Consider the following 22,803-nt stretch of genomic DNA (forward strand, 5'->3'; position numbering starts at 1 on the left):
AGATGTCCGACAGGACAGATGAGGGGGTGAGCGTCGAAGGCGCGAACGGCTGAGCGCAAGCGAAGTCGAAGCTGCGGCAAGCGGCCCCCTCATCCGGCCCTGCGGGCCACCTTCTCCCCGCGGGGGAGAAGGGGAATCCCACACTATTCCTACCCCACCGGCGGCCTCCCAGGCTGCCGGAGCGGGACGTTGCATCCATGTTCACCCCGGAGAGGGCTTTGATATGAACATCTCCAGATTCTTTATCGACCGGCCGGTCTTTGCTGGCGTGCTGTCGGTTCTGATCGTCGTCGCAGGTTTGATCGGCCTGCGTTCGCTGCCGATCTCGGAATATCCCGAGGTCGTGCCGCCGTCGATCGTCGTGCGCGCCACCTATCCCGGCGCCAACCCCTCGGTCATCGCCGAAACTGTGGCGACACCGCTTGAGGAACAGATCAACGGCGTCGAAGGCATGCTTTACATGGCGAGCCAGGCGACATCGGACGGCGTTCTCAACGTCACCGTCACCTTCAAGCTCGGCACCGATCCCGACAAGGCCCAGCAGCTGGTTCAGAACCGCGTGTCGCAGGCCGAGCCGCGCCTGCCGGCCGAAGTTCGCGCGCTTGGTCTGACGACCGTCAAGAGCTCGCCGAACTTCATCATGGTCGTCAATATCGTCTCGACCGGCGGTGATCACGACATCACCTATCTGCGCAACTATGCGACCCTGAACATCAAGGACCGCCTCGCCCGCATCGAGGGCGTTGGACAGGTGCAGGTGTTCGGTGCCGGCGACTATTCGATGCGCGTCTGGATCGATCCGCAGAAGGCTGCCGAGCACAATCTCGCTGCCAGCGACATCAGCAGCGCGATCAGCTCCCAGAACGTTCAGGCGGCCGCCGGTATCATCGGTGCGTCGCCCAGCCCGCAGGGCGTCGATCTTCAGCTGAACGTTAATGCCCAGGGCCGTCTGCGCACGCCCGAGGAATTCGGCAACATCATCGTCAAGACGGGCGCCAACGGCGAGATCACCCGCCTTCGCGACGTTGCCCGCATCGAACTCGGCGCGGCCGACTATACGCTGCGTTCGCTGCTCGACGGCGAGCCGGCCGTTGCCGTTGCCGTGCTCCAGGCTCCTGGTTCCAACGCCATCCAGATCGCCGACAACGTCAATGCGACGATGCAGGAACTGCAGAAGGCGATGCCGACAGGCGTCAAGTACGAGATCGTCTACGATACGACGAAGTTCGTTCGCGCATCGATCGAGAAGGTCATCGACACGCTGCTCGAAGCCATCGCGCTCGTCGTGCTCGTCGTCATCATCTTCCTGCAGACGTGGCGTGCCTCGATCATTCCGCTGATCGCCGTCCCCGTGTCGATCATCGGTACGTTCGCGGTGATGTATGCCTTCGGCTTTTCGATCAACGCGCTCAGTCTCTTCGGGCTGGTGCTGGCGATCGGTATCGTCGTCGACGATGCGATCGTCGTCGTCGAAAACGTCGAGCGAAACATCGAGGCGGGTCTCAGCCCGCGGGCCGCCACCTACAAGGCGATGAAGGAAGTGTCCGGTCCGATCATCGCGATCGCCCTGGTGCTGGTCGCGGTTTTCGTGCCGCTCGCCTTCATCTCGGGTCTGTCCGGTCAGTTCTACCGCCAGTTCGCGCTGACGATCGCCATCTCGACCGTCATCTCGGCCTTCAACTCGCTGACGCTGTCTCCGGCACTCGCCGCACTTCTCCTGAAGGGCCACGGTGCGAAGAAGGACTGGCTGACGCGGTTCATGGATACCATCTTCGGCTGGTTCTTCCGCGGCTTCAACCGTGCCTTCGGCTCGGGCTCGAATGCCTATGGCAAGGGCGTCGGCGGTCTCCTGTCGCGCAAGAGCATCGTCATGGTCATCTATCTGGCGCTCGTCGGGGCAACCTACAGCCTGTTCACCGCAGTGCCCGGCGGCTTCGTGCCGTCGCAGGACAAGCAGTATCTGATCGGCTTTGCACAGCTGCCGGATGCCGCCAGCCTCGACCGCACCGAGGACGTCATCAAGCGGATGACCGACATCGCGCTGAAGCAGCCGGGTGTCGCCAATGCGATCGCCTTCCCGGGCCTGTCGATCAACGGTTTCACCAACTCGTCCAACGCCGGCATCGTCTTCGTGACGCTGAAGGATTTCGAGGAGCGCAAGACGCCTGATCTGTCCGGCGGAGCCATCGCCATGGCGCTGAACCAGAAGTTCGGTTCCATCCAGGATGCCTTCATCGCCATGTTCCCGCCGCCGCCGGTCAACGGTCTCGGCACCACGGGTGGCTTCAAGCTGCAGATCGAGGACCGCGCCGGTCTCGGCAACCAGGCTCTCGACGAGGCGACCAAGGCCGTGCTCGCCAAGGCCTACCAGACGCCGGAACTCGCAGGCATCTTCTCGAGCTTCCAGATCAACGTGCCGCAGCTCTATGCCGATCTCGACCGCGCCAAGGCCGAGCAGCTCGGGGTTTCCGTCACCGACGTCTTCCAGACGCTGCAGATCTATCTCGGCTCGCTTTATGTCAACGACTTCAACGCCTTCGGCCGCACCTACAGCGTCCGTGTGCAGGCCGATGCCAAGTTCCGTGCCCAGCCGGAAGATATCGGTCAGCTGAAGGTCCGTTCGGCATCGGGCCAGATGATCCCGCTTTCGGCCCTGCTGAAAGTCGATGCCACGACCGGTCCGGAGCGCACGAACCGTTATAACGGCTTCCTCGCTGCCGATATCAACGGCGGTCCGGCACCGGGCTTCTCGTCCGGCCAGGCGCAGGCTGCGATCGAGAAGATCCTGAAGGAGACGCTGCCGTCGGGCATCGACTTCGAATGGACGGATCTGACCTACCAGCAGATCCTCGCCGGCAACTCGAGCATCATCGTGTTCCCGCTTGCCCTGCTGCTGGTGTTCCTGGTGCTGGCTGCGCAGTATGAAAGCCTGACGCTGCCGCTGGCGATCATCATGATCGTGCCGATGGGTGTGCTTGCCGCCTTGACGGGTGTCTGGCTCACCGGTGGAGACAACAACATCTTCACGCAGATCGGCCTTGTCGTCCTTGTCGGTCTCTCGGCGAAGAACGCGATCCTGATCGTGGAATTCGCCCGCGAGCTGGAGTTCGAGGGACGCACGCCGGTTCAGGCTGCGATCGAGGCAAGCCGCCTGCGTCTTCGCCCGATCCTGATGACCTCCATGGCCTTCATCATGGGTGTCGTGCCGCTCGTGACATCGACGGGTGCCGGTGCCGAAATGCGCGCCGCCATGGGTGTCGCGGTGTTCTCCGGCATGATCGGCGTTACCTTCTTCGGCATCTTCATGACGCCGGTCTTCTATGTGCTGCTGCGCAGGCTGGCGGGCAATCGTCCGCTCATCCAGCACAACGACAATCATCCGGTGGACGAAGAAGACCATATGAAGGTCGCAGCCGAGTAAGCGGCAGCCAATGAACGAGACAGAGGAAGGCGGGACATTTGGTCCCGCCTTTTTCATTTGCATCACCCCGTCAGGGGGTTATGTCTTTGATGAACGTACGTCGGTGGAGAGAGGCCGACGCTACGAGAAGCGGAGGATTGCAATGCGTATTGCCATTATTGGTGCGGCCGGCATGGTCGGCCGCAAGCTGACGGCCCGTCTCGTCAAGGACAAGGGGCTGGATGGCCGCGAAATCGCGGCTCTGTCGCTGGTCGATGTCATCGAGCCGGAGCGGCCGTCAGGGTTTGCCGGTGAGGTCAAAGCCTGGGCTGCCGATATTTCCACGCCCGGCGAGGCGGCGAGGATCGTCGCGGGGCGTCCCGATGTGATCTTCCACCTGGCGGCGATCGTCTCGGGCGAGGCGGAACTCGATTTCGAGAAGGGCTACCGCATCAATCTCGACGGCACCCGCGAACTCTTCGAAGCGGTCCGGCTTGCCAATGCCGAGGATGGCTACAAGCCGCGCGTCGTCTTCACCTCGTCGCTGGCGGTTTTCGGTTCGCCCTTCCCGAAGGTCATCCCCGATGATTTCCACCAGACGCCGCTGACGAGCTATGGCGCGCAGAAGGCGATGAGCGAGTTGCTGCTGTCGGATTACAGCCGCCGCGGTTTCCTCGACGGCATCGGCATCCGCCTGCCGACGATCTGCATTCGTCCGGGCAAGCCCAACAAGGCGGCCTCCGGCTTCTTCTCCGGCATCCTGCGTGAGCCGCTGGCGGGGCAGGAGGCGGTGCTGCCCGTGCCCGATACGGTGCGGCACTGGCATGCCTCGCCGCGCTCGGCCGTTGGCTTCCTGCTGCAGGCGGCGCGGATCGATCTTGCACCGCTCGGGGCTGCGCGCAGCCTCACCATGCCCGGCGTCAGCGCCACGGTCGGAGAGCAGATCGAGGCGCTGCGTCGTGTGGCGGGCGACAAGGCGGTGAAGCTCATCCGCCGCGAACCGGACGAGCTGATCATGCGCATCGTCTCCGGCTGGCCGGAGGCCTTCGAGGCGAAGCGTTCGCGCGCTCTCGGCTTTGTCGCCGACACGTCCTTCGACGAGATCATCCGCATTCATATCGACGACGAGCTCGGAGGACGCATTCCATGACCACGACGCGCAAGATCGCCTTTATCGGCACCGGCCTGATGGGTGCACCGATGGCGCGGCGGCTGCTCGGCGCAGGCTTTGAGCTGGCCGCCTGGAACCGCGATGGCAGCAAGGCCGCACCGCTTGCCGCAGACGGCGCGCGCGTGGCCGGCAGCGCCCGGGAGGCGGCTGAAGGCGCGGATGTCGTCTTCACCATGCTCACAGACGGTAATGCCGTCGAGGACGTGCTCTTCCGGCAGGGCGTTGCCGATGTGCTGGCGCGGGGTGCGACGGTTATCGACTGCAGCTCGATCGCGCCGAAGGCGGCGCGCGATCATGCGGCACGGCTCGCCGAGCGCGGCATCCGCCATCTCGACGCGCCGGTTTCCGGCGGTGTCGTCGGTGCGGCGGCCGGAACGCTCGCGATCATGGCGGGCGGTGACGGCGCCGTCGTTGCCGAGCTTGCCGATGTCTTCGCGCCGCTCGGCCGCGTCACCCATGTGGGGCCCAGCGGAACCGGCCAGCTGGCGAAGCTCGGCAATCAGCAGATCGTCGCCGTCACCATTGGAGCCGTTGCCGAGGCGATGATGCTGGTGGAAGCCGGTGGCGGTTCGCGCGAAGCCTTCCGCAACGCCATCCGCGGCGGTTTTGCAGAGAGCCGCATTCTCGATCTTCATGGGCAGCGCATGGTGGAGCGGAACTACGGCAATGGCGGACCGTCGAAGCTGCAGCTGAAGGATCTCAACAATATCCTGGCCGTCGCCGAGAGCCTGTCGCTGACCCTGCCTCTGACGGAGGCGGTGCGGGCGGAATTTGCGGAATTCGTCGGCAATGGCGGCGGCGATGTCGACCACAGCGGCCTCCTGAAGCATTTCGAGGAGAAGCACGCGGCAGGCACCGGGAAGGCCTGAACGCCCGTTTTGAGGCATTTCGTGCCCCCGCCTAAATATAGCGGCGGCACAACCCATGAGCGCTTTTGTGACAGGCGTAAGGAACAGTTCACCTAGTAACTAGTTCGATAATACGTAAAAGGCTTCGTTAATCGGGCTTTGAGAAGGTAGTATGAACGGCGAATGCCGCTGTTAGGTTGAACTGCATTGCCCCATAACAAACCGACCCGGTCGGAACGCGAATTTCAGGATCTGTTGAGGCGCCTCGAGCTCGCGCTTGATGCGTCGCAGATCGGCGTGTGGGAGCATGATGTCCGCAAGAGCGAAATTCTCTGGGACGCGCAGATGCATCGCATCTACCAGACGGGCCAGGACACCCGGGCGGTGCCGACCTCCATCTGGGAAGACTCCATTCACCCTGACGACAAGGAGCGCGCCTTCGCCGAGTTCGACGACGCGATCGCGCGCCGCGGCGCCTATAATTCCGAATTCCGTATCATCTGGCCGAACGGCGAAATCCGCCACCTGCGTTCGCGCGCGCATTTCTTCCTGAGCGAAGAGGGCGCGCCGTCCTTCATCGGTGCCGAATGGGATGTCACCGCCGATGTCGAGCTCAATGCCGAGCTGCAGCGCCAGCGCATGGTCGCCGAGGCGCGCGCCCGGGCGCTCGAAGAAAGCAATGCGCGGATCGAATATGCCGCCGAGCACGATTACCTGACGGGACTGCCGAACCGCCGTCTTGCCGACAAGCGGCTTGGCGAACTGCATGGCGACAAGTCGGTCTCGTCGCTCGCCGTCCTTCATCTCGATCTCGACCAGTTCAAGCAGATCAACGACAGCCACGGCCATTCCGCCGGCGACACGGTGCTGCGCACCTCCGCGCTACGCATCACCGCGGGCATTCCGGCAAACGGCATGGTCGCTCGCGTCGGCGGTGACGAGTTCGTCATCATCCTCTGGAATTTTGCGGGCAGGGAAGAGCTGGAGCGGATCGCTGCCGATCTGCAGCGCCGCCTCAGCAAGAAGATCCGCTTCGGTCAGGAGCTTCTGCAATCCGGCACCTCGATCGGCATTGCCTGGAACAACGGTCGCAGCTCGCGCAACCTGCTGACGGAATCCGATCTGGCGCTTTTCCATGCAAAGCGGCTCGGCCGCAACCGCATCGAGTTCTTCAGCCGCCAGCTCCAGGAGGATCTGCAGAGCAAGCGGCGGCTTGCCGAGGAGCTGAAGCTCGGGCTGGAGCGCGGCGAGATCATTCCCTATTACCAGATCCAGCTCGACGCCAAGACGCGCGAGATCGCTGGCCTCGAAGCCCTGGCGCGCTGGGCGCATCCGGAGAAAGGCGTGCTGTCGCCCGCCGTCTTCCTGAAGGTCGCCGACGAGGCGGGGCTGGCGGCGCAGATCGATGCTGCGATCCTCGGCAAGGTGCTGGAAGACCGCCTCGACTGGCAGAACCAGGGTGCGACGGTGCCGCGGGTTGCTGTCAATATTTCCGGTCCGCGGCTCTTCGATCCGGCGCTGCTTGCCAATCTCGAAGCGCTGAACATCCCGCAGGGCGCGCTGTCGTTCGAACTGGTGGAAACGATCTTCCTCGACGATTCCGACGACCGGCTGCTCGCCAATATCGACCGGATCAAGACGATGGGCATCGATATCGAGATCGACGACTTCGGCTCCGGCCATGCCTCGCTGATCGGCCTTGCGCGCCTGCGCCCGAAGCGGCTGAAGATCGACCGCCAGCTGGTCAACAATATCGTCGAATCCGAGGAGCAGCACCGCGTCGTCAGCTCGATCATCGAGATCGCCAAGGCGCTCAATGTCGAAGTCATTGCCGAAGGCGTCGAGACGGAGGGGCATGCCGAGGTGCTGACGGCGATCGGCTGCGATACGCTGCAGGGCTATGCGCTCGGCTATCCGGCGCCGGCGGCGGATATCGCGCGGCTGATCTCGCCGCGCGCCCGCAATCATGCCACGCCTGGCGCCAGCGGCCGCTAGGCCGGGATTTCCATGTCGGCGCGGGCTTCGAGATACCACTCGACGAAAGCCTTCACGCCCTTGTCCAGCGTCGTCTCCGGCTTGTAGCCGGTCAGCGCCACGAGCAGGTCGGGGGCTGCGAAAGTGCGCGGAACGTCGCCCTTCTGCATCGGCAGCATGGTGCGTTTGGCGGACTGGCCGAGAGCGTGCTCGACGGTCTGGACGAAATCCATCAGGCTGACGGGCTGGCCGCCGCCGATATTGACGACGCGGAACGGTGCCTGGTGCGACAGGGTCTCGACCCCGGTGTCGCCGACGCGGTTGTCTTCGGCAGGGATGACCGCCGAAAGGCGGACGATCGATTCCACGAGATCGTCGATATAGGTGAAATCGCGGCTCATCTTGCCTTCGCCGTAGATCTCGATCGGCTGGTCTTCGAGCATGTTCTTGACGAACTTGAAGAGCGCCATGTCCGGGCGGCCCCAGGGGCCGTAGACGGTGAAGAAGCGGAAGGCGGTGACCGGCAGCTTGTAGAGGTGCGAATAGCTGTGCGCCATCAGCTCCATCGACTTCTTGGTCGCGGCATAGATGGTCAGCGGCTCATCGGCGCGGTCGGTTTCGCGGAACGGCACGTCGGGGTTGGCGCCGTAGATCGAGGAGGTCGAGGCGAGCATCAGGTGCTTGACCTTATACTTGCCTGCGAGTTCCAGGATGTTCCAGGAGCCGTCGACATTCGAGCTCAGGTAAGAGCGCGGGTTTTCGAGGCTGTAGCGGACGCCGGCCTGGGCAGCGAGGTGGATCAAGACGTCGGGTTTGGCGGCATCCATAGCCGCCTCAAGCGCTTCCCGGTCTTCCAGCATGGCAATTGCCGGGGTGAACGACGGGAACTGCGCCAGTGCCGCATGGCGCATATGCTTGAGCTTGACGTTGTAATAGGGTGTCAGGCCGTCGAAGCCGGTGACCTGATGCCCATCCTGCAACAGGCGCCGCGCCAGATGGAAGCCGATGAAGCCTGCGGTGCCCGTTACGAAATAATGCATCCTACTTCGCGCTCTTCTTGCCGACGGCGAAATAGCTGAAGCCGTGACGGCTGACTTCGGCGGCCGGATAGATGTTGCGCAGGTCGACGATGGTGGGCGTCTTGACCGTGGTCTTCAGGCGCTTGAAGTCGAGGGCGCGGAACTCGTCCCATTCGGTGACGATGACGATCGCGTCGGCATCCTCGGCGATCTCATAGGGATCCTTGCCGTAGGTGACCGGGCCGAGCATGCCCTTGGCGTCTTCCATACCTTCCGGGTCATAGGCATGCACTTCTGCCCCGCCATCGAGAAGCGCCTGGATGATGGTGATCGAGGGCGCATCGCGCATGTCGTCGGTGTTCGGCTTGAAGGTCAGGCCGAGGACGGCGATCTTCTTGCCGCGCACGCTGCCGTCGCAGGCGGCGATGACCTTGCGGCCCATGGCGCGCTTGCGGTTGTCGTTGATGGCGACCGTCGTTTCGATCAGCCGCATCGGGCTGTCGAAGTCTTGCGCCGTCTTGACGAGGGCGAGCGTATCCTTCGGGAAGCAGGAGCCGCCGTAGCCGGGGCCGGCATGCAGGAACTTGTCGCCGATGCGCTTGTCCATGCCGATGCCCTTGGCAACCTTCTGCACGTCGGCGCCGATCTGCTCGCAAAGGTCGGCGATCTCGTTGATGAAGGTGATCTTCATCGCCAGGAAGGCATTGGCGGCATATTTGATCAGCTCGGAGGTGCGGCGTTCGCAGAAATAGAGCGGTGCCTCGTTGAGATAGAGCGGACGGTAGACTTCGCGCATGACGTCGGTGGCGCGGGCGTCCTCGGTGCCGATGACGATGCGGTCGGGGCGCTTGAAGTCGGTGATCGCAGCACCTTCGCGCAGGAACTCGGGGTTCGAGACGACGGCGATATTCTTGCCCGGGAATTCTTCGCGGAAGATGCGCTCGATCTCGTCGCCGGTGCCGACGGGGACGGTGGATTTGGTGACGACGACGGTGAAGCCGGTGACGGCAGCGGCGATCTCGCGGGCTGCGGCATAGACGTAGCTCAGGTCCGCATGGCCGTCGCCGCGGCGCGACGGCGTGCCGACAGCGATGAAGACGACATCTGCGGCGGCAACCGGGGCTGCCAGATCCTTCGAGAAGTCGAGGCGGCCGGCCGCCCGGTTATGCTCAATGATCGCATCGAGGCCCGGCTCGAAGATCGGCACTTCGCCGCGCTCCAGGGCATCGATCTTGGCTTCGGACTTGTCCACGCAGGTGATGTGGTGGCCGAAATCCGCAAGGCAGGCGCCGGACACGAGGCCGACGTAACCAGAACCGATCATAACAATACGCATGGGGGTAACTTTCATCCTGAACACGGTCGCGTCCCGCCAATGGCAGAACGCGACCGTGTTACAGAGTGAAGGTCATAAGTTCAAGACAAGCGCTGTCGTCAGTTGCGTCCAAACTCGTCGACGATGCGGATGATGTCGTCTTCGCCGAGATAGGAGCCGGTCTGAACCTCGATGAGTTCGAGAACGATCTTGCCCGGATTGGCAAGGCGGTGAACTTCGCCGAGGGGGATATAGACCGACTCGTTTTCGCGCAGCATCTGGACGTTCTCGCCGATCGTCACCTCGGCCGTGCCCTTGACGACGATCCAGTGCTCGGAGCGGTGATGGTGCTTCTGCAGCGAGAGCTTCTTGCCCGGGGTGACGAAGATGCGCTTCACCTGGAAGCGGTCGCCGTTGAGGATCGAGGTATAGCCGCCCCAGGGGCGGTAGGAGGTCGGGTGCGTTTCGGTCAGCTTCGCGGTCTTCGGCAGTGCGGCGAGCGTCTTGACGATATCGCCCACACTCTGGCTGTCCTGCAGGCGGCCGACATAGACGGCATCTTCGCTGGCGATGACGGCGATGTCGTCCATGCCCTGGACGGCGAGATGCACGCCATGGCTCATGACCAGCGAGTTATGGCTGTTCATCAGCGTGGTGTTCTGCGTCGCGACATTGCCGTGCTCGTCGCGCTTGCCGGATTTCCAGACGCTGTCCCAGCTGCCGAGATCCGACCACTTGAAGGGCGAGGGGACGACGGCGGCGTTGGCGGTCTTTTCCATGATCGCATAGTCGATCGAGATGTTCGGCGCCTTGGCGAAGGCCTTGGCGTCGAGGCGGATGAAGTCGAGGTCGCGGGCGGATTTGGAAACCGCATCGTCGGCGGCGCGCAGCGCTTCCGGCGCATAGTCGCGCATCTCGGAAAGCAGGGCCGAGACCTGGAACATGAACATGCCGGAGTTCCAATAGAAGCCGCCGGCGGCAAGCATCTCCTCGGCCTTGGCAAGCGGCGGCTTTTCGATGAAGCGCTTGACGCTGAGCGCGCCGGTCGCGAGCTTCTCGCCGCCTTCGATATAGCCGTAGCCGGTCGCAGCTTCGGTCGGCTCGATGCCGAAGGTGACGAGCTTGCCCTTGGCGGCGGTCGCCTCGGCGGCGCGCACGCTGTCGAAATAGCTCTGGTCGGCGACGATCTCATAATCGGAGCCCAGGACGTGCATCAGCGTGTCCTTGCCGAAGAGATCGGCAATCAGCACGGCGGCGGCGGCAACGGCGGGCGCCGTGTTGCGGGCGGACGGCTCCAGCAGGATCGCCTTCAGCTCATGACCGAGTTCGCGCGCCTGTTCGGCCACCAGGAAGCGGAATTCCTCGTTGGTCAGAACGACCGGCGCCTCGTACATCGCGGGGTCGGAGACGCGGGCGAGCGTTTCCTGGAACAGCGTGCGGTCGCCGATGAACTGGATGAACTGCTTCGGCGCCGATGCGCGCGACAGCGGCCACAGGCGCGTGCCCTTGCCGCCGGCCATGATCACGGGAACGATCTTCTGCGTCATAAGGTGTTTCCTTGCGGTCGTAGGTCTTGGTTCAATTCGCGTTGGCCCACTGCCGGATGCGGTTCAGGCCGGCATCCAGAAGCGAGGCTGCCGCCGCTTCGTCTTTTGCTTCTACATAACAGCGCATTTCCGGTGCGTTACCGGAGGGCCGAAAGTGGATGATGCGTTCATCCTTAAGCGTTACGCGCAGGCCATCGATATCGCTGCTCCTGCCCGGTTCGCCGATCGGCTTCAGGAATTCGGCGAGGTTGTCAGGCGATTGGCGCAGATAGGCCATCAGTTTTGCGCTGGTCTCGACCGGGAAATTTTCCAGCCTGTCGGCCGCGGCAACGGGCAGTGCGAAGGAGGCGGCGACCGCCGAAAGCGGCTTGCGCTCGGAGGCTGCCAGCGACAGCACCGCCAGCATCGGCAGGAAGCAGTCGCGGGTCGGCAATGGGGCGAGGGCGGCGCCATTCAGCTGGAATTCGGATGCGGTCAGCGTTCCGCCATTGGCCTCGAAACCGATGACGCGGTCCTTGCCGGCGGCAACGGCTTCCTGCATGCCGGAGATGACGAAGGGCGAGCCGACCCTGGTGCGGGTGACCGCGAAGCTTCCGGTGGTTTCGATGCCCGAGTTAGAGGTGACGGGGGTGACGACCACGGCCGCATTCAGGACCTTCGCCGAGATCAGGCCAAGGAGGTCGCCGCGCAGCGGTGTGCCTGTTTCGTCGGCCACCAGCGGCCGGTCGGCGTCGCCGTCGGCCGAGACGATGGCGTCGAGCTTGTGGGCCGCGGCCCAGCCCTTGAGGAGATCGATGGTTTCGGCCGACACGGCTTCGGTATCGACGGGAATGAAGGTCTCGGAGCGGCCGAGCGGGATGGCGTCAGCGCCGTAATGGGCGAGCAGCTCGATCAGCATGTCGCGGGCGACGGTGCTGTGCTGGTAGACGCCGATCCTGAGACCCGCGAGCGCCTTGCCGGGCAGGATCGCGGCGTTGCGGGCAAAGAAGCCTTCGGCGCAGACGGCGGCGCGGTCGAGCGCGCTCGCGGTTGCCTGCGGCATCACATAGGAGGAGTCGAGCTCTGCGGCTTTCTCCGAGATCGCCACTTCGTCGGCCTTGTCGATTTCGCCGTCGGCCCGGTAGAACTTGATGCCGTTGCGGTCGGCGGGGATATGCGAGCCGGTGATCATCAGGCTCGCAGCCTGTTGCTGAAGGCCGTAGAGCGCCAGTGCGGGTGTCGGAACGGTGCCGCAATCGGCGACGCGGAAGCCGAGGGCGGCCAGTGCAGCCGTGCAGTTTTGCGCAATCTCGGGGCTGGAATCGCGAAAATCCCGGCCGAGCAGGATCAGGTCGCCCGTCTTGGCGCGTCCGCTTTCCAGCAGGTAATGACCGAAGGCCGCCGCATAGAGCGCCGAGGCCCGTCCCTTGAGATCGGCGGAGAGGCCGCGCAGTCCACTTGTTCCAAATTTCATTCTGAATAAGCCCTAGCCAGCGCTTGAATCCGTCGGCGATTATCAACACACTACCGGGACTTCGTAAATTTTGATCCGCAGGGATCGCTAAATTACATCCGAATTCCCTTTTCGAGCCACATAGAGCTCGTTCGGCGAGAACGGGACAGCAGATGACCGAACAGACGATTGCCCTTGAAGACAGCTGGAAGACGGCGCTCGCTTCCGAGTTCTCCAGCCCCTACATGCAGCAGCTGAAAGCCTTCCTGCAGGCGCAGAAGCAGGCGGGGAAGCACATCTTTCCGAAGGGCTCGGAATATTTCCGGGCGCTCGACCTGACGCCGCTTGCGGATGTGAAGGCGGTGATCCTCGGGCAGGATCCTTATCACGGTCTCGGCCAGGCGCACGGGCTCTGCTTCAGCGTGCGCCCCGGCGTGCGCATCCCGCCGTCGCTCGTCAATATTTACAAGGAAATGGAAAGCGATCTCGGCATCGAGCGCGCCCGCCATGGCTTCCTCGAGCATTGGGCGAAACAGGGCGTGCTGCTCCTGAACAGCGTGCTGACTGTCGAGGAATCACAGGCTGCCTCGCATCAGGGCAAGGGCTGGGAACAGTTCACCGATGCGGTGATCCGCAGGGTCAACGAGGAATGCCAGAATGTCGTCTTCATCCTCTGGGGCTCCTATGCGCAGCGCAAGGCAGCCTTCGTAGACACGTCCCGGAATCTGGTGCTGAAGGCGCCGCATCCGTCGCCGCTTTCGGCGCATAACGGCTTTTTCGGCAGTAAGCCGTTCTCGAAGACCAATGCCTATCTGCAGTCCCACGGGCGGACGCCGATCGATTGGGCACTGCCGCCAAACCCGCAGGATGGCTAGATTTTCTGAACGCGTGTCTTTTGTCGTTCAATAATTGGAGACAATGCGTGTCGATCTGCGGGGCTATTCCTGCGGCGGATGAAGGATCATCTATCACCCATCGAAAGCCCGCCGATGCGGGCAAGAAAGGGGTTTTCCATGTTGAACCAGATCAAGGGCCTGCACCACGTCACGTCGATGGCTGAGGATGCCCGCACCAACAACACGTTCTTCACCGATGCGCTCGGCCTGCGCCGTGTCAAGAAGACCGTCAACTTCGACGCGCCCGATGTCTATCACCTCTACTATGGTGACGAGACCGGCTCGCCGGGCACGATCATGACCTATTTCCCGTTCCCGAAGATGCCGAAGGGCCGTCCGGGCACCGGTGAAGTCGGCACCACCGTATTCTCCATCCCGGAAGGCTCGATCGGCTTCTGGAGCGATCGCCTGACGAAGCTCAATGCCGATGGCCTGAAGACCGAAGAGAGCTTCGGTGAGAAGCGCCTGAACTTCGCCGGTCCTGATGGCGACGGCTTTGCGCTTGTCGAGGTCAAGGACGATGCCCGCCAGCCCTGGACGCATGGCGGCATTTCCGAGGACCACGCGATCCGCGGCTTCCACTCGGTCGCCATGCGCTTGCGTGACGATGGCGCCACTTCGGAACTCCTGAAGTTCATGGGTTATGACGTCCAGGACGAGAAGGACGGCGTCAAGCGGCTGATCATGCCCGGCGGCAATGGCGCGCATCTGATCGACCTCGAGACGATGCCGAGCATCAACCGCGCGCTTCCGGGTGCCGGCTCCGTTCACCATGTCGCCTTCGCCGTCGAGAACCGCGAAAAGCAGCTCGAAGTGCGCAAGGCGCTGATGGATACCGGATACCAGGTGACGCCTGTTATCGACCGCGATTACTTCTGGGCGATCTATTTCCGTACGCCGGGCGGCGTGCTGTTCGAGATCGCCACCAACGAACCCGGCTTCGACCGTGACGAGGATACCGCTCATCTCGGCGAGGCGCTGAAGCTGCCGCAGCAGCACGCGCATATGCGTGACCTGATCGAGCAGCATCTGCCGCCGCTCGAAGCCTGACGGGAGAACAGCAATGGATGATACGTCTTATGTGCACCGGCTGCATGCCGGTGCACCCGGAAAGCCTATTCTCTTCGTGCTGCACGGCACGGGGGGCGACGAGAACCAGTTCTTCGAATTCGGGCGGCGCCTGCTGCCCGAGGCGACGATCGTTTCGCCGCGCGGCGATATTTCCGAATACGGTGCCGCCCGCTTCTTCAAGCGCACCGGCGAGGGCGTCTACGATATGGACGACCTTGCCCGGGCGACGGAGAAGATGGCCGCTTACGTCAAGGATCTGACCGTCGACCATGGCGCGTCGCAGATCCTCGGCCTCGGCTTCTCGAATGGCGCCAACATTCTTGCCAATGTGCTGATCGAGAAGGGCCTCTTCGATGCCTCGGTGCTGATGCATCCGCTGATCCCGTTCCAGCCGAAGCCCAATCTGGAGCTTTCCGGGCGCCGGGTGCTGATCACCGCCGGCCAGCGCGACCCGATCTGCCCGGTGCCGCTGACCGAAGCGCTTGCCGCCTATTTCGAGACCGAAAAGGCCAAGGTGGCGACGGAATGGCATGCGGGCGGCCACGACATCCGGCCGAACGAGATCGACGCCATCAGGACATTCTTCGAGCCGTATTTTTAGGCTCTAGCGGAAATAGGGCGGCCGCCTTTCCGAAGGCGGCTGCTCGGGCATTTCGAGCCAGCGGGCGGCCGAGAAATAGGCCCGCGTGCGGACCTGTGGGCCGGGTGCGGCCTTCATGGCGATGATGAAGTTGAAGCTGTTGTCGCTCGTCGTTTCGCGGGCGAAGCTGATGCTGGCGCCGAAACTTTCCTCCTTCGCATCCTTCAAATCGCGGATCGCGGCCAGCATGGCGGAGAAATCCTGCCAGTGCGGCTGGGCAAGCAGCGTCTCGAAAATCCGCATCGCTGCCGGATCGAGCTTGCCTGCCGTATCCGTTTCCGGGCCGACCAGCTTTGCTCGCATATTGGCGATCGCGCCGGTGCGGTCGCCACGGATGATCACGAAGACGGAACTCAGTGGCTTTTCAGCATCCTGCTTGTAGATCTGCTGGAAGGTGCATTCGAAGGTGTCGCCGCTCATGGCGGCAGCGCGCCAGGGCGTGGTCTCGATGCCTGCCTTGCGCAAGGCCTCGCAGATCGCCGGTCCCGTCGTCCACCATGTCCGGAAGAATGCGGCCGCGAGCTCGTCGAGCGGCGCTTCCATCAGCCGTGGATCGTGCTCGATGCTTGCGAGCACCGGCTTTACCGGCGGGCGCGGCCTTGGCGGTGGCGGGGAGGTGCGGGGCAGCGCCGCCACCGGTTTGGGCTTGTCGAAAGTGTAGCCCAGCCGTTCGGCGAGGCCGCGCAGGTGGCGCATGTCGTTCGAGAGCAGAACGGTGCCGCCGATCAGAGAGAGCGAGAGGGCAAGCATCAGCCACAGCACCAGGCCGCGTCTGCGGCGTGCCGGCGGGGTCTTCATTCCCTGGCCTGTCGTGTCGGTTGCCAACGTCGTTTCCAAACCTGATGCGGCGCATCTTAGGCGTGCAGAGCGCGTTTCGTAACGGTAAAGATAAAACGAAAAGCCAAAGGAAATAACGAAAATTCTACTGAGGCCGCGCAGAGCCTATTCAAAAAAGCGATAAAGCATTCTGCGATCACGAAAACGCGCTTATTTCAGCGGCCCGCCGCTTCCGATTTGTTAAGTAATTTTCTTGAGATTGTTACAGCGTTGTTTCATGATAATTGCGGCACGAAGTTCTTCGCTCCGTGCCTTATGGCGATCGATGCTTGATCGCTTCAGTCATGAACATGTTTCTTCGTACGGGGCGGGGATGCTGGGAAAGCTAGACTTTAGCTTTTCTTCATGTTGCGCTTTGCGGGTTTGCAGCAGAGTTGGTTAGGGAAGTTGCATGAATTCGGAGTTTGCGGTTCGCCCCATGCGGCCGGGCGAGTTGGAGCTTGTGCTTGAATGGGCCCGTCAGGAAGGCTGGAATCCGGGCCTCGACGATTCCCTCGCGTTTCATGATGCAGATCCTTCCGGCTTTTTCGTCGGCGCTGTCGGGGAAGTCCCCGTCGGCTCGATCTCGGTCGTCAAGTATGGCGATGAATTCGCCTTTCTCGGCCTCTACATCGTCCATCCCGATTTCCGCGGCAAAGGCTATGGCAAGGCGATCTGGAATGCCGGCATGGCATCTGCCGAGGGCCGGGCGATCGGTCTCGACGGCGTCGAGGCGCAGCAGCCGAGCTACCGCAAGGCAGGCTTCGAGCCGGCCTACAAGACGATCCGCTTCGGCGGCGTCGCCACCTCCGTTCCGTCCTCGTCGCTCACCGCCCAGGCCGTGACCGACAAGACCGATGGCATCGTGCGCTACGACGCCTCGATCTTCCCGGCGGCGCGGCCGGAATTCGTCAGCGCCTGGTGCACCAGCCGCAAGGGCCGCAGGAGCGCCGTGGTGCGCAAAAGCGGCAAGATCCGCGGCTACGGCACGATCCGCCGTTGCTACGAGGGCTACAAGATCGGCCCGCTGTTTGCCGCCGATGCCGATACGGCTGCCGCGCTGATGGCGCAGCTGATCACCGAGGCCGATGGCGCGCAGGTTTTCATCGACGTGCCCGAAGACAACAAGGACGGCCTGGCGCTGGCCGAAAGCATCGGCCTCGTGCCCGTGCTGGAGACGATGCGCATGTATCGCGGCAAGGCGCCGTCGATCCCGCTTAGGAATGTCTATGGCGTGACGACGCTGGAACTCGGCTAGTCGACCGGCGAGGCGGGCACTGCCGGTGCAGCGTCCTTCGGCCGGCCCTTTTCGGCGATCGCGATGCCGCCGAGCGTCAGGGCAAGCGCCACCATGTGAAAGGTCTGCAGCTCTTCGGCGAGCAGGAGCACCGAGAGCAGTGTGCCGAACACAGGCACCAGATTGATGAACAGCCCGGCGCGATTGGCGCCGATGGTCTCGACGCCCTTGATGTAGAGAATCTGCGCCAGCAGCGAGGCGAAGATCGCCGTGTAGAAGGCGATGACCCAGCCATCCGCATCGGGCACCTGGACGTTGCCCTTCGAGCTTTCCCAGATCAGCAGCGGTACAGAGGTCAGCGCGGCTGCAAATGCCGGGATCGCCATCAGCGTGCGCCAGTCGACCGGCGGCTTCCAGCGCAGGAAGATCGTGTAGACGGAATAGGCGACGACGGCGATCAGCATCAGTGCGTCGCCGCGGTTGAGGCTAAGCTGCAGCAGGGTCGCAAAATCGCCGTGGGCGGCGGTCAGCGCCACACCGATGAGCGTCATGCCGAAGCCCGCGAACTGGGCAGCCGAGACGCTGGTCCGGAAGAAGACGAAGTTCAGCAGGAAGATCAGCATCGGAATGCCGGCCTGCTCGATCGCGACGTTGATCGCCGTCGTATATTGCACGGCGGAATAGAGCATGGCGTTGAAGGTCGTGTAGCCGATGATGCCGTAGAAGAAGAGCAGCGGCAGGTTCTTTCGCACGAGCGGCCAGTCGCGCTTCAGGTAGGGCAGGGAGACCGCGGCGATCAGCAGCGTTGCCAGCGTCCAGCGCAGCAGCGTCAGCATCATCGGGCTCACATGCCCCAGCGCCAGCTTGCCGGCCACCGCATTGCCGCCCCAGCACAGCGTGGCGATGACGAGGCAAATATAGGCCGTGATCTGCACGATGATTCTTTCCGTATGCGGCAAAGGCTGGGGAGGAAGGCGTGGACCGGAACGGCAATAGCCCGCTGCGGGCTGTTTTGTCACGCAAAAAGCCCATTTCACCGCGATAACAGGGTCGCTTTCCAAAAAACAAACCTTTATAGATGCGCGGGTTTGAGCAGGGCGCGGATAATCCGCCGGTAACAGGAAGAGTTGGATGACGAACGTAGTCGTGGTCGGTTCCCAGTGGGGTGACGAAGGCAAGGGCAAGATTGTCGATTGGCTTTCGGAACGTGCGGATGTCATCGTCCGCTATCAGGGCGGCCATAATGCAGGTCATACGCTCGTCATCGACGGCGTCAGCTACAAGCTGGCTCTGCTGCCGTCGGGTCTCGTGCGCGGCAAGCTCAGCGTCATCGGCAACGGCGTCGTCGTCGATCCGCATCACTTCGTCGCCGAAGTCGAGAAGCTGCGCGCCCAGGGCGTCAACGTGAACCCTGACGTGCTGCGCATCGCCGACAACGCGCCGCTGATCCTGTCGCTGCACCGCGACCTCGACGGTTTCCGCGAAGATGCGGCTTCCAACAGCGGCACGAAGATCGGCACCACCCGCCGCGGCATCGGCCCGGCCTACGAAGACAAGGTCGGTCGCCGCGCCATCCGCGCCATCGACCTTGCCGACAAGGAAGCGCTGCCAGCCAAGATCGACCGCCTGCTGACGCATCACAATGCGCTGCGCCGCGGCCTCGGCCTGCCGGAAATCTCGGTGGAATCGCTCGAGAAGGAACTGGCGGACGTTGCCGATCGGGTCCTGCCCTATGTCGACCAGGTCTGGCGTATCCTCGACGACCAGCGCAAGGCCGGCGCCCGCATCCTGTTCGAAGGTGCGCAGGGCGCGCTGCTCGACAATGACCACGGCACCTATCCCTATGTGACGTCGTCCAACACCGTTGCCGGTCAGGCTGCCGCAGGTTCCGGCCTCGGCCCGACGGCGATCGGTTACGTCCTCGGCATCACCAAGGCCTACACGACCCGCGTCGGCGAGGGCCCGTTCCCCTGCGAGTTGCATGACGAGATCGGCAAGCACCTGTCGACCGTCGGCCGCGAAGTCGGCGTCAACACCGGCCGTCCGCGCCGCTGCGGCTGGTTCGATTCGGTTCTGGTGCGCCAGACGGTGAAGACCTCCGGCATCACCGGCATCGCGCTCACCAAGCTCGACGTTCTCGACGGTCTCGACGAACTGAAGATCTGCGTCGCCTACAAGCTTGACGGGAAGGAGATCGATTATCTTCCGGCAAGCCAGGCTGCTCAGGCTCGCGTCGAGCCGGTCTACATCACGCTTGAAGGCTGGAAGGAATCCACCGTCGGCGCCCGCAGCTGGGCCGATCTTCCGGCGCAGGCGATCAAATATGTGCGCCAGGTCGAAGAACTGATCGGCGCGCCGGTGGCCCTGTTGTCCACAAGCCCTGAGCGAGATGACACGATACTTGTGACCGATCCCTTTGAGGATTAATGTCGCGGGTCATACCGATTTGGCCCGTGCTTTAAGCCGGGCCTTTTGAGAAAGTACGAATGGCGGATTTTATTGCAGTCATCCGGCGGGCCGTTGACGGTCTGACCGAGAATACCCCCGAGATGCGGGTGAAGGTTTACGAGCGTGCCCGCGGCGCAGTGCAGCGGCAGCTCGAAAACATGAAACCGCGTCCGCCGGAAGCGATGCTGCAACGGCAGCTTGAAAAGCTGGATGCCGCCATTCGCGAAGTCGAGGCCGAACATGCCGAGGCGCTGCCCGATGAGGCAGCCGCCGCGGCTATTGCCGAAGAGGCCGCGCCCGAGCCGCATTACGAAGAGCCCGCCGCTCCGGCTGAAGAGCCGGTTGGCGCCGTCGAGGCGGCTGCCGAGCCGGTCGAGGAAGTCGCTCACGAAGAGCATCCGGTTTACGAAGAGCCGGTTGCCGCCGAACCCGCTTACGAAGAGCCACAGGCCGTCTATCACGATGAGCCGGTGCATGCTGTCGAGCCCGAGGTTCATGCCGAGCCGGAAGTTCACGCAGAGCATGACGTTCACGCGGAGCCTGAAGTTCACGTTGAGCCGGAGGTTCACGCCGAGCCTGAAGTCCATGCTGAGCCGGCACCGTGGCAGCAGCCTGTCGAGGATGCGCCCACCGAAGCCTGGCCGGCGCCGCATCACGAAGAGCCCACAGAGCCTGAATATCACGCTGCCGAACCGGCGGTGTATGAAGAGCCTGTCGTTGAGCCGGAGCCGGTGGAAGCCGTCGAGCCGGTGCGGGCAAGCGAATACAATCCGGCCAACCGGCTGGTAGAGCCCTTCGCCTCTTTCGAAAAGCCGCAGGAATTCGTCGAGCAGACGCAGGAAGAGCCGCTGCAGAGCGAAGCCGCCGCGCGCTTCGATCCCGTATGGAACGAGCCAGCCGCGGAGACGCCGGCAGAGCCGCCGAAGGATGCCGATACCGTCTGGGCCGACCAGGAACTGCACAATTTCTCTGGCCTCGCCCCTGCCGCTTCGGCGGACGCCGGTGCGCGCGCCTTCGAGGAAGCGCTGTCCGGCCTGCAGACCGCGCCTGAAGCGGCGAAGATGCCCGCTGCCAACGAGGGCTTCTCGTGGGAGGCTGCAGCTTTCGACGACCTGCCGCCGATCGATGCGCCGAAGAAGGCCGACAACGCCCAGGCGCGGACAGACGATTCCGATCTGTTTTCCGAAGTGCACGGCAACAAGCCGCAGCAGCCCGCGCCGGATGTTCCCGGCAGCGAGTGGAAGGAAGCCGAAGCGCTGCGTGGTTACGGCCGCCGTGGTTCCGTTGCCAATGACGATGACGATACGGCCCCGGTTGCCGATATCGACCAGATCGTCGCTGCCAAGCTGCAGAACAAGAATTTCCGCATGGAGCCGAAGCGCCGCCGCTTCGGCCTCGGCCGCATCATCGGCATCGTCCTGGTGCTCGCCGTTCTCGGCGGTGCCGGCTATGCCGCATGGATGAACCGCGACCAGCTGAACGCCATGGTCAACGGCTTGATCAGCTCGGCGCCGAAGACTGCCGAGACGACCGCGCCTGCCGCCAGCACGACGCCGTCGGCAACGACGCCTCCTGCATCGGGCACAGCGGCACCGGCCGCCAATGGCAGCTCGGCAGCACCGGCCGCCGACGCCAACAAGCAGGTTGCTGCGCTCGATGACGGCGCCTCCGTCACCAACAAGTTCAACCAGCGTCTGATGGCTGACGGCACCGAAACCGATGCCGGCCCGGCGACAGCCGCCGCAACGCCGACTGCCGAAGGCAAGTCCGTCGCGCAGCAGAGCATTGCCTCTTCCGCTCCGGCCCAGGCGCCGGCGCAACCGGCCGCCCAGACGGATCCGGCCGCTGCCCAGCCGCCGGCTGCAGGCGATGCCGCAGCCGCGCAGCCGCAGGTGACGGCGCCGGTCGGCGCTTCGGAAAAGATGTTCCTCTATGAGGAGCGGATCGGCCAGAGCTCGCCGACGGCGATCCAGGGCTCGGTCGTCTGGAGCGTCCAGCACGAGAAGGATGCAAGCGGCAAGGATGTCGCCACCGTTCAGGGCAACGTCACCGTTCCCGAGCGCAATCTCTCGGCTCTCGTCACCTTCAAGCGCAATTCCGACCCATCGCTGCCCGCCAGCCATCTGGTCGAGATCGTCTTCTCGGTGCCGCCGAATTTCGAAGGCGGCAAGATCGACAGCGTCCAGCGCATCTCCATGAAGCGCACGGAGCAGGATCGCGGCGACGCGCTGATCGCGGTGCCCGCCAAGATCACCGACGACTTCCACATGATCGCGCTCAACGACTATCCGGATGCCCGCAAGTCGAACCTCGACCTGCTCGCCACCCGCGACTGGATCGATATCCCGATCACCTACCGCAACGGCCGCCGCGCCCTGATCACCATGCAGAAGGGCTCGACAGGCGCCCAGGCGTTCACCACCGCGATCCGCGACTGGGGCACGCTCGGCGATGTCAGCACCAGCCAGTAAGGCGAGGCGCATCGCAGAAACAAAAAGGCGGGTCATCGACCCGCCTTTTATTTTGTCTTGTGTTCAAGCTGCACTGATCGCTTTGCGGCAATTGCCGTCATCGCGAGACCTTCAGATGATGTGCCGCACGATCACATAAGCTGTGACGTGGATAAACATAAAGGCTGCGAGTGAGGTTACGAACGCAAGTGCCATGTACACGGCGGGATGGGTCTCCAGCCAGGACGCTGGCTGGTCGCTGGGCTCAAGCGCAATGTTGAGCGCGGTCCTCCATCCTGCGAGCCATCGAAGAGAGTTCCAAAGCGCTGCCCACAATAGAACCCATATGATGGACGCTTCTTGGAGGGCGAAGTAGACTGGGCCTATAGACGATGCGATTGGCAGAAGAAGCTTCATGCACACCTCGCTTTGACTTTTTGCTGAGGGTCCTAGTCGCTCGAACCTTGATTGCAAAGTGTATCAAAGCCGTCTTGAGGAATTGTAATGCGGGTCACTACAAGTCTCGACGCCCGACAGTG

16 protein-coding genes are annotated in these 22,803 nt (G+C 63.3%); 10 read left to right on the top strand and 6 right to left on the bottom strand.

Annotated elements, in window-relative coordinates; all coding sequences use genetic code 11:
• The first annotated feature begins 223 nt into the window (after positions 1 to 223).
• The 4 genes from ACODR6_RS23715 (at position 224) to ACODR6_RS23730 (ending at position 7,414) form a co-directional block, all read left to right on the top strand.
• Positions 224 to 3,421 carry an efflux RND transporter permease subunit gene (locus ACODR6_RS23715; RefSeq protein ID WP_489024758.1) on the top strand — a complete coding sequence of 1,066 codons (3,198 nt, stop codon included), beginning with the start codon at positions 224 to 226 and terminating at the stop codon, positions 3,419 to 3,421.
• Positions 3,422 to 3,563: 142 nt separating this feature from the next.
• Positions 3,564 to 4,550: a D-erythronate dehydrogenase gene (gene denD / locus ACODR6_RS23720; RefSeq protein ID WP_489024759.1), complete on the top strand. Its 987-nt coding sequence runs from the start codon at positions 3,564 to 3,566 to the stop codon at positions 4,548 to 4,550.
• A complete protein-coding gene (locus ACODR6_RS23725) occupies positions 4,547 to 5,440 on the top strand; it encodes an NAD(P)-dependent oxidoreductase (RefSeq protein WP_203428166.1) in 894 nt (297 codons plus the stop codon). The genes denD and ACODR6_RS23725 overlap by 4 nt, the downstream gene beginning before the upstream one ends.
• Before the next feature lie 186 nt (positions 5,441 to 5,626).
• The gene (locus ACODR6_RS23730; RefSeq protein ID WP_203428167.1) at positions 5,627 to 7,414 is read left to right on the top strand and encodes a putative bifunctional diguanylate cyclase/phosphodiesterase; all 1,788 of its coding nucleotides are present in this window, start codon (positions 5,627 to 5,629) and stop codon (positions 7,412 to 7,414) included.
• Here ACODR6_RS23730 and ACODR6_RS23735 read toward each other — a convergent pair.
• The 4 genes from ACODR6_RS23735 to ACODR6_RS23750 all read right to left on the bottom strand — a co-directional run bounded on the left by ACODR6_RS23735 (position 7,411) and on the right by ACODR6_RS23750 (position 12,727).
• A complete protein-coding gene (locus ACODR6_RS23735; RefSeq protein WP_489024761.1) occupies positions 7,411 to 8,433 on the bottom strand; it encodes an NAD-dependent epimerase in 1,023 nt (340 codons plus the stop codon). The two genes, ACODR6_RS23730 and ACODR6_RS23735, sit on opposite strands and share 4 nt — an antisense overlap.
• Position 8,434: 1 nt before the next feature.
• Positions 8,435 to 9,748, bottom strand: coding sequence for a UDP-glucose dehydrogenase family protein (locus tag ACODR6_RS23740; protein ID WP_489024763.1), 1,314 nt, complete (start codon positions 9,746 to 9,748; stop codon positions 8,435 to 8,437).
• A 98-nt stretch (positions 9,749 to 9,846) separates the two neighbouring features.
• Positions 9,847 to 11,274 carry a mannose-1-phosphate guanylyltransferase/mannose-6-phosphate isomerase gene (locus ACODR6_RS23745; RefSeq protein WP_449099652.1) on the bottom strand — a complete coding sequence of 476 codons (1,428 nt, stop codon included), beginning with the start codon at positions 11,272 to 11,274 and terminating at the stop codon, positions 9,847 to 9,849.
• 31 nt (positions 11,275 to 11,305) lie between these two features.
• Positions 11,306 to 12,727: a phosphomannomutase gene (locus ACODR6_RS23750; protein WP_489024766.1), complete on the bottom strand. Its 1,422-nt coding sequence runs from the start codon at positions 12,725 to 12,727 to the stop codon at positions 11,306 to 11,308.
• 152 nt (positions 12,728 to 12,879) lie between these two features.
• Between ACODR6_RS23750 and ung the strand changes: the two genes are divergently transcribed.
• From ung to ACODR6_RS23765, 3 genes are all read left to right on the top strand, one after another.
• Entirely contained in the window at positions 12,880 to 13,581 is a 702-nt protein-coding gene (gene ung, locus ACODR6_RS23755; protein ID WP_489024768.1) for a uracil-DNA glycosylase, read from the top strand.
• A 138-nt stretch (positions 13,582 to 13,719) separates the two neighbouring features.
• Entirely contained in the window at positions 13,720 to 14,652 is a 933-nt protein-coding gene (locus ACODR6_RS23760; protein WP_489024770.1) for a VOC family protein, read from the top strand.
• Between the two features lie 13 nt (positions 14,653 to 14,665).
• On the top strand, positions 14,666 to 15,274 hold the full coding sequence (locus ACODR6_RS23765) for an alpha/beta hydrolase (protein ID WP_489024772.1): 609 nt from the start codon (positions 14,666 to 14,668) through the stop codon (positions 15,272 to 15,274).
• Between the two features lie 3 nt (positions 15,275 to 15,277).
• Here ACODR6_RS23765 and ACODR6_RS23770 read toward each other — a convergent pair whose 3' ends face one another.
• Positions 15,278 to 16,138 carry a DUF6030 family protein gene (locus ACODR6_RS23770; RefSeq protein ID WP_489024774.1) on the bottom strand — a complete coding sequence of 287 codons (861 nt, stop codon included), beginning with the start codon at positions 16,136 to 16,138 and terminating at the stop codon, positions 15,278 to 15,280.
• A gap of 403 nt (positions 16,139 to 16,541) precedes the next feature.
• On the opposite strand from ACODR6_RS23770, the gene ACODR6_RS23775 reads away from it, so the two are divergent.
• On the top strand, positions 16,542 to 17,387 hold the full coding sequence (locus ACODR6_RS23775; RefSeq protein WP_112711451.1) for a GNAT family N-acetyltransferase: 846 nt from the start codon (positions 16,542 to 16,544) through the stop codon (positions 17,385 to 17,387).
• Here the strand turns inward: ACODR6_RS23775 and ACODR6_RS23780 are convergent.
• On the bottom strand, positions 17,384 to 18,301 hold the full coding sequence (locus ACODR6_RS23780; protein WP_489024777.1) for a DMT family transporter: 918 nt from the start codon (positions 18,299 to 18,301) through the stop codon (positions 17,384 to 17,386). The two genes, ACODR6_RS23775 and ACODR6_RS23780, sit on opposite strands and share 4 nt — an antisense overlap.
• A 196-nt stretch (positions 18,302 to 18,497) precedes the next feature.
• On the opposite strand from ACODR6_RS23780, the gene ACODR6_RS23785 reads away from it, so the two are divergent.
• Entirely contained in the window at positions 18,498 to 19,793 is a 1,296-nt protein-coding gene (locus ACODR6_RS23785) for an adenylosuccinate synthase (protein ID WP_489024779.1), read from the top strand.
• Positions 19,794 to 19,852: 59 nt separating this feature from the next.
• Entirely contained in the window at positions 19,853 to 22,285 is a 2,433-nt protein-coding gene (locus tag ACODR6_RS23790; RefSeq protein WP_489024781.1) for a hypothetical protein, read from the top strand.
• Positions 22,286 to 22,803 lie beyond the last annotated feature (518 nt).

The organism is Rhizobium sp. FG96, from assembly GCF_057808655.1.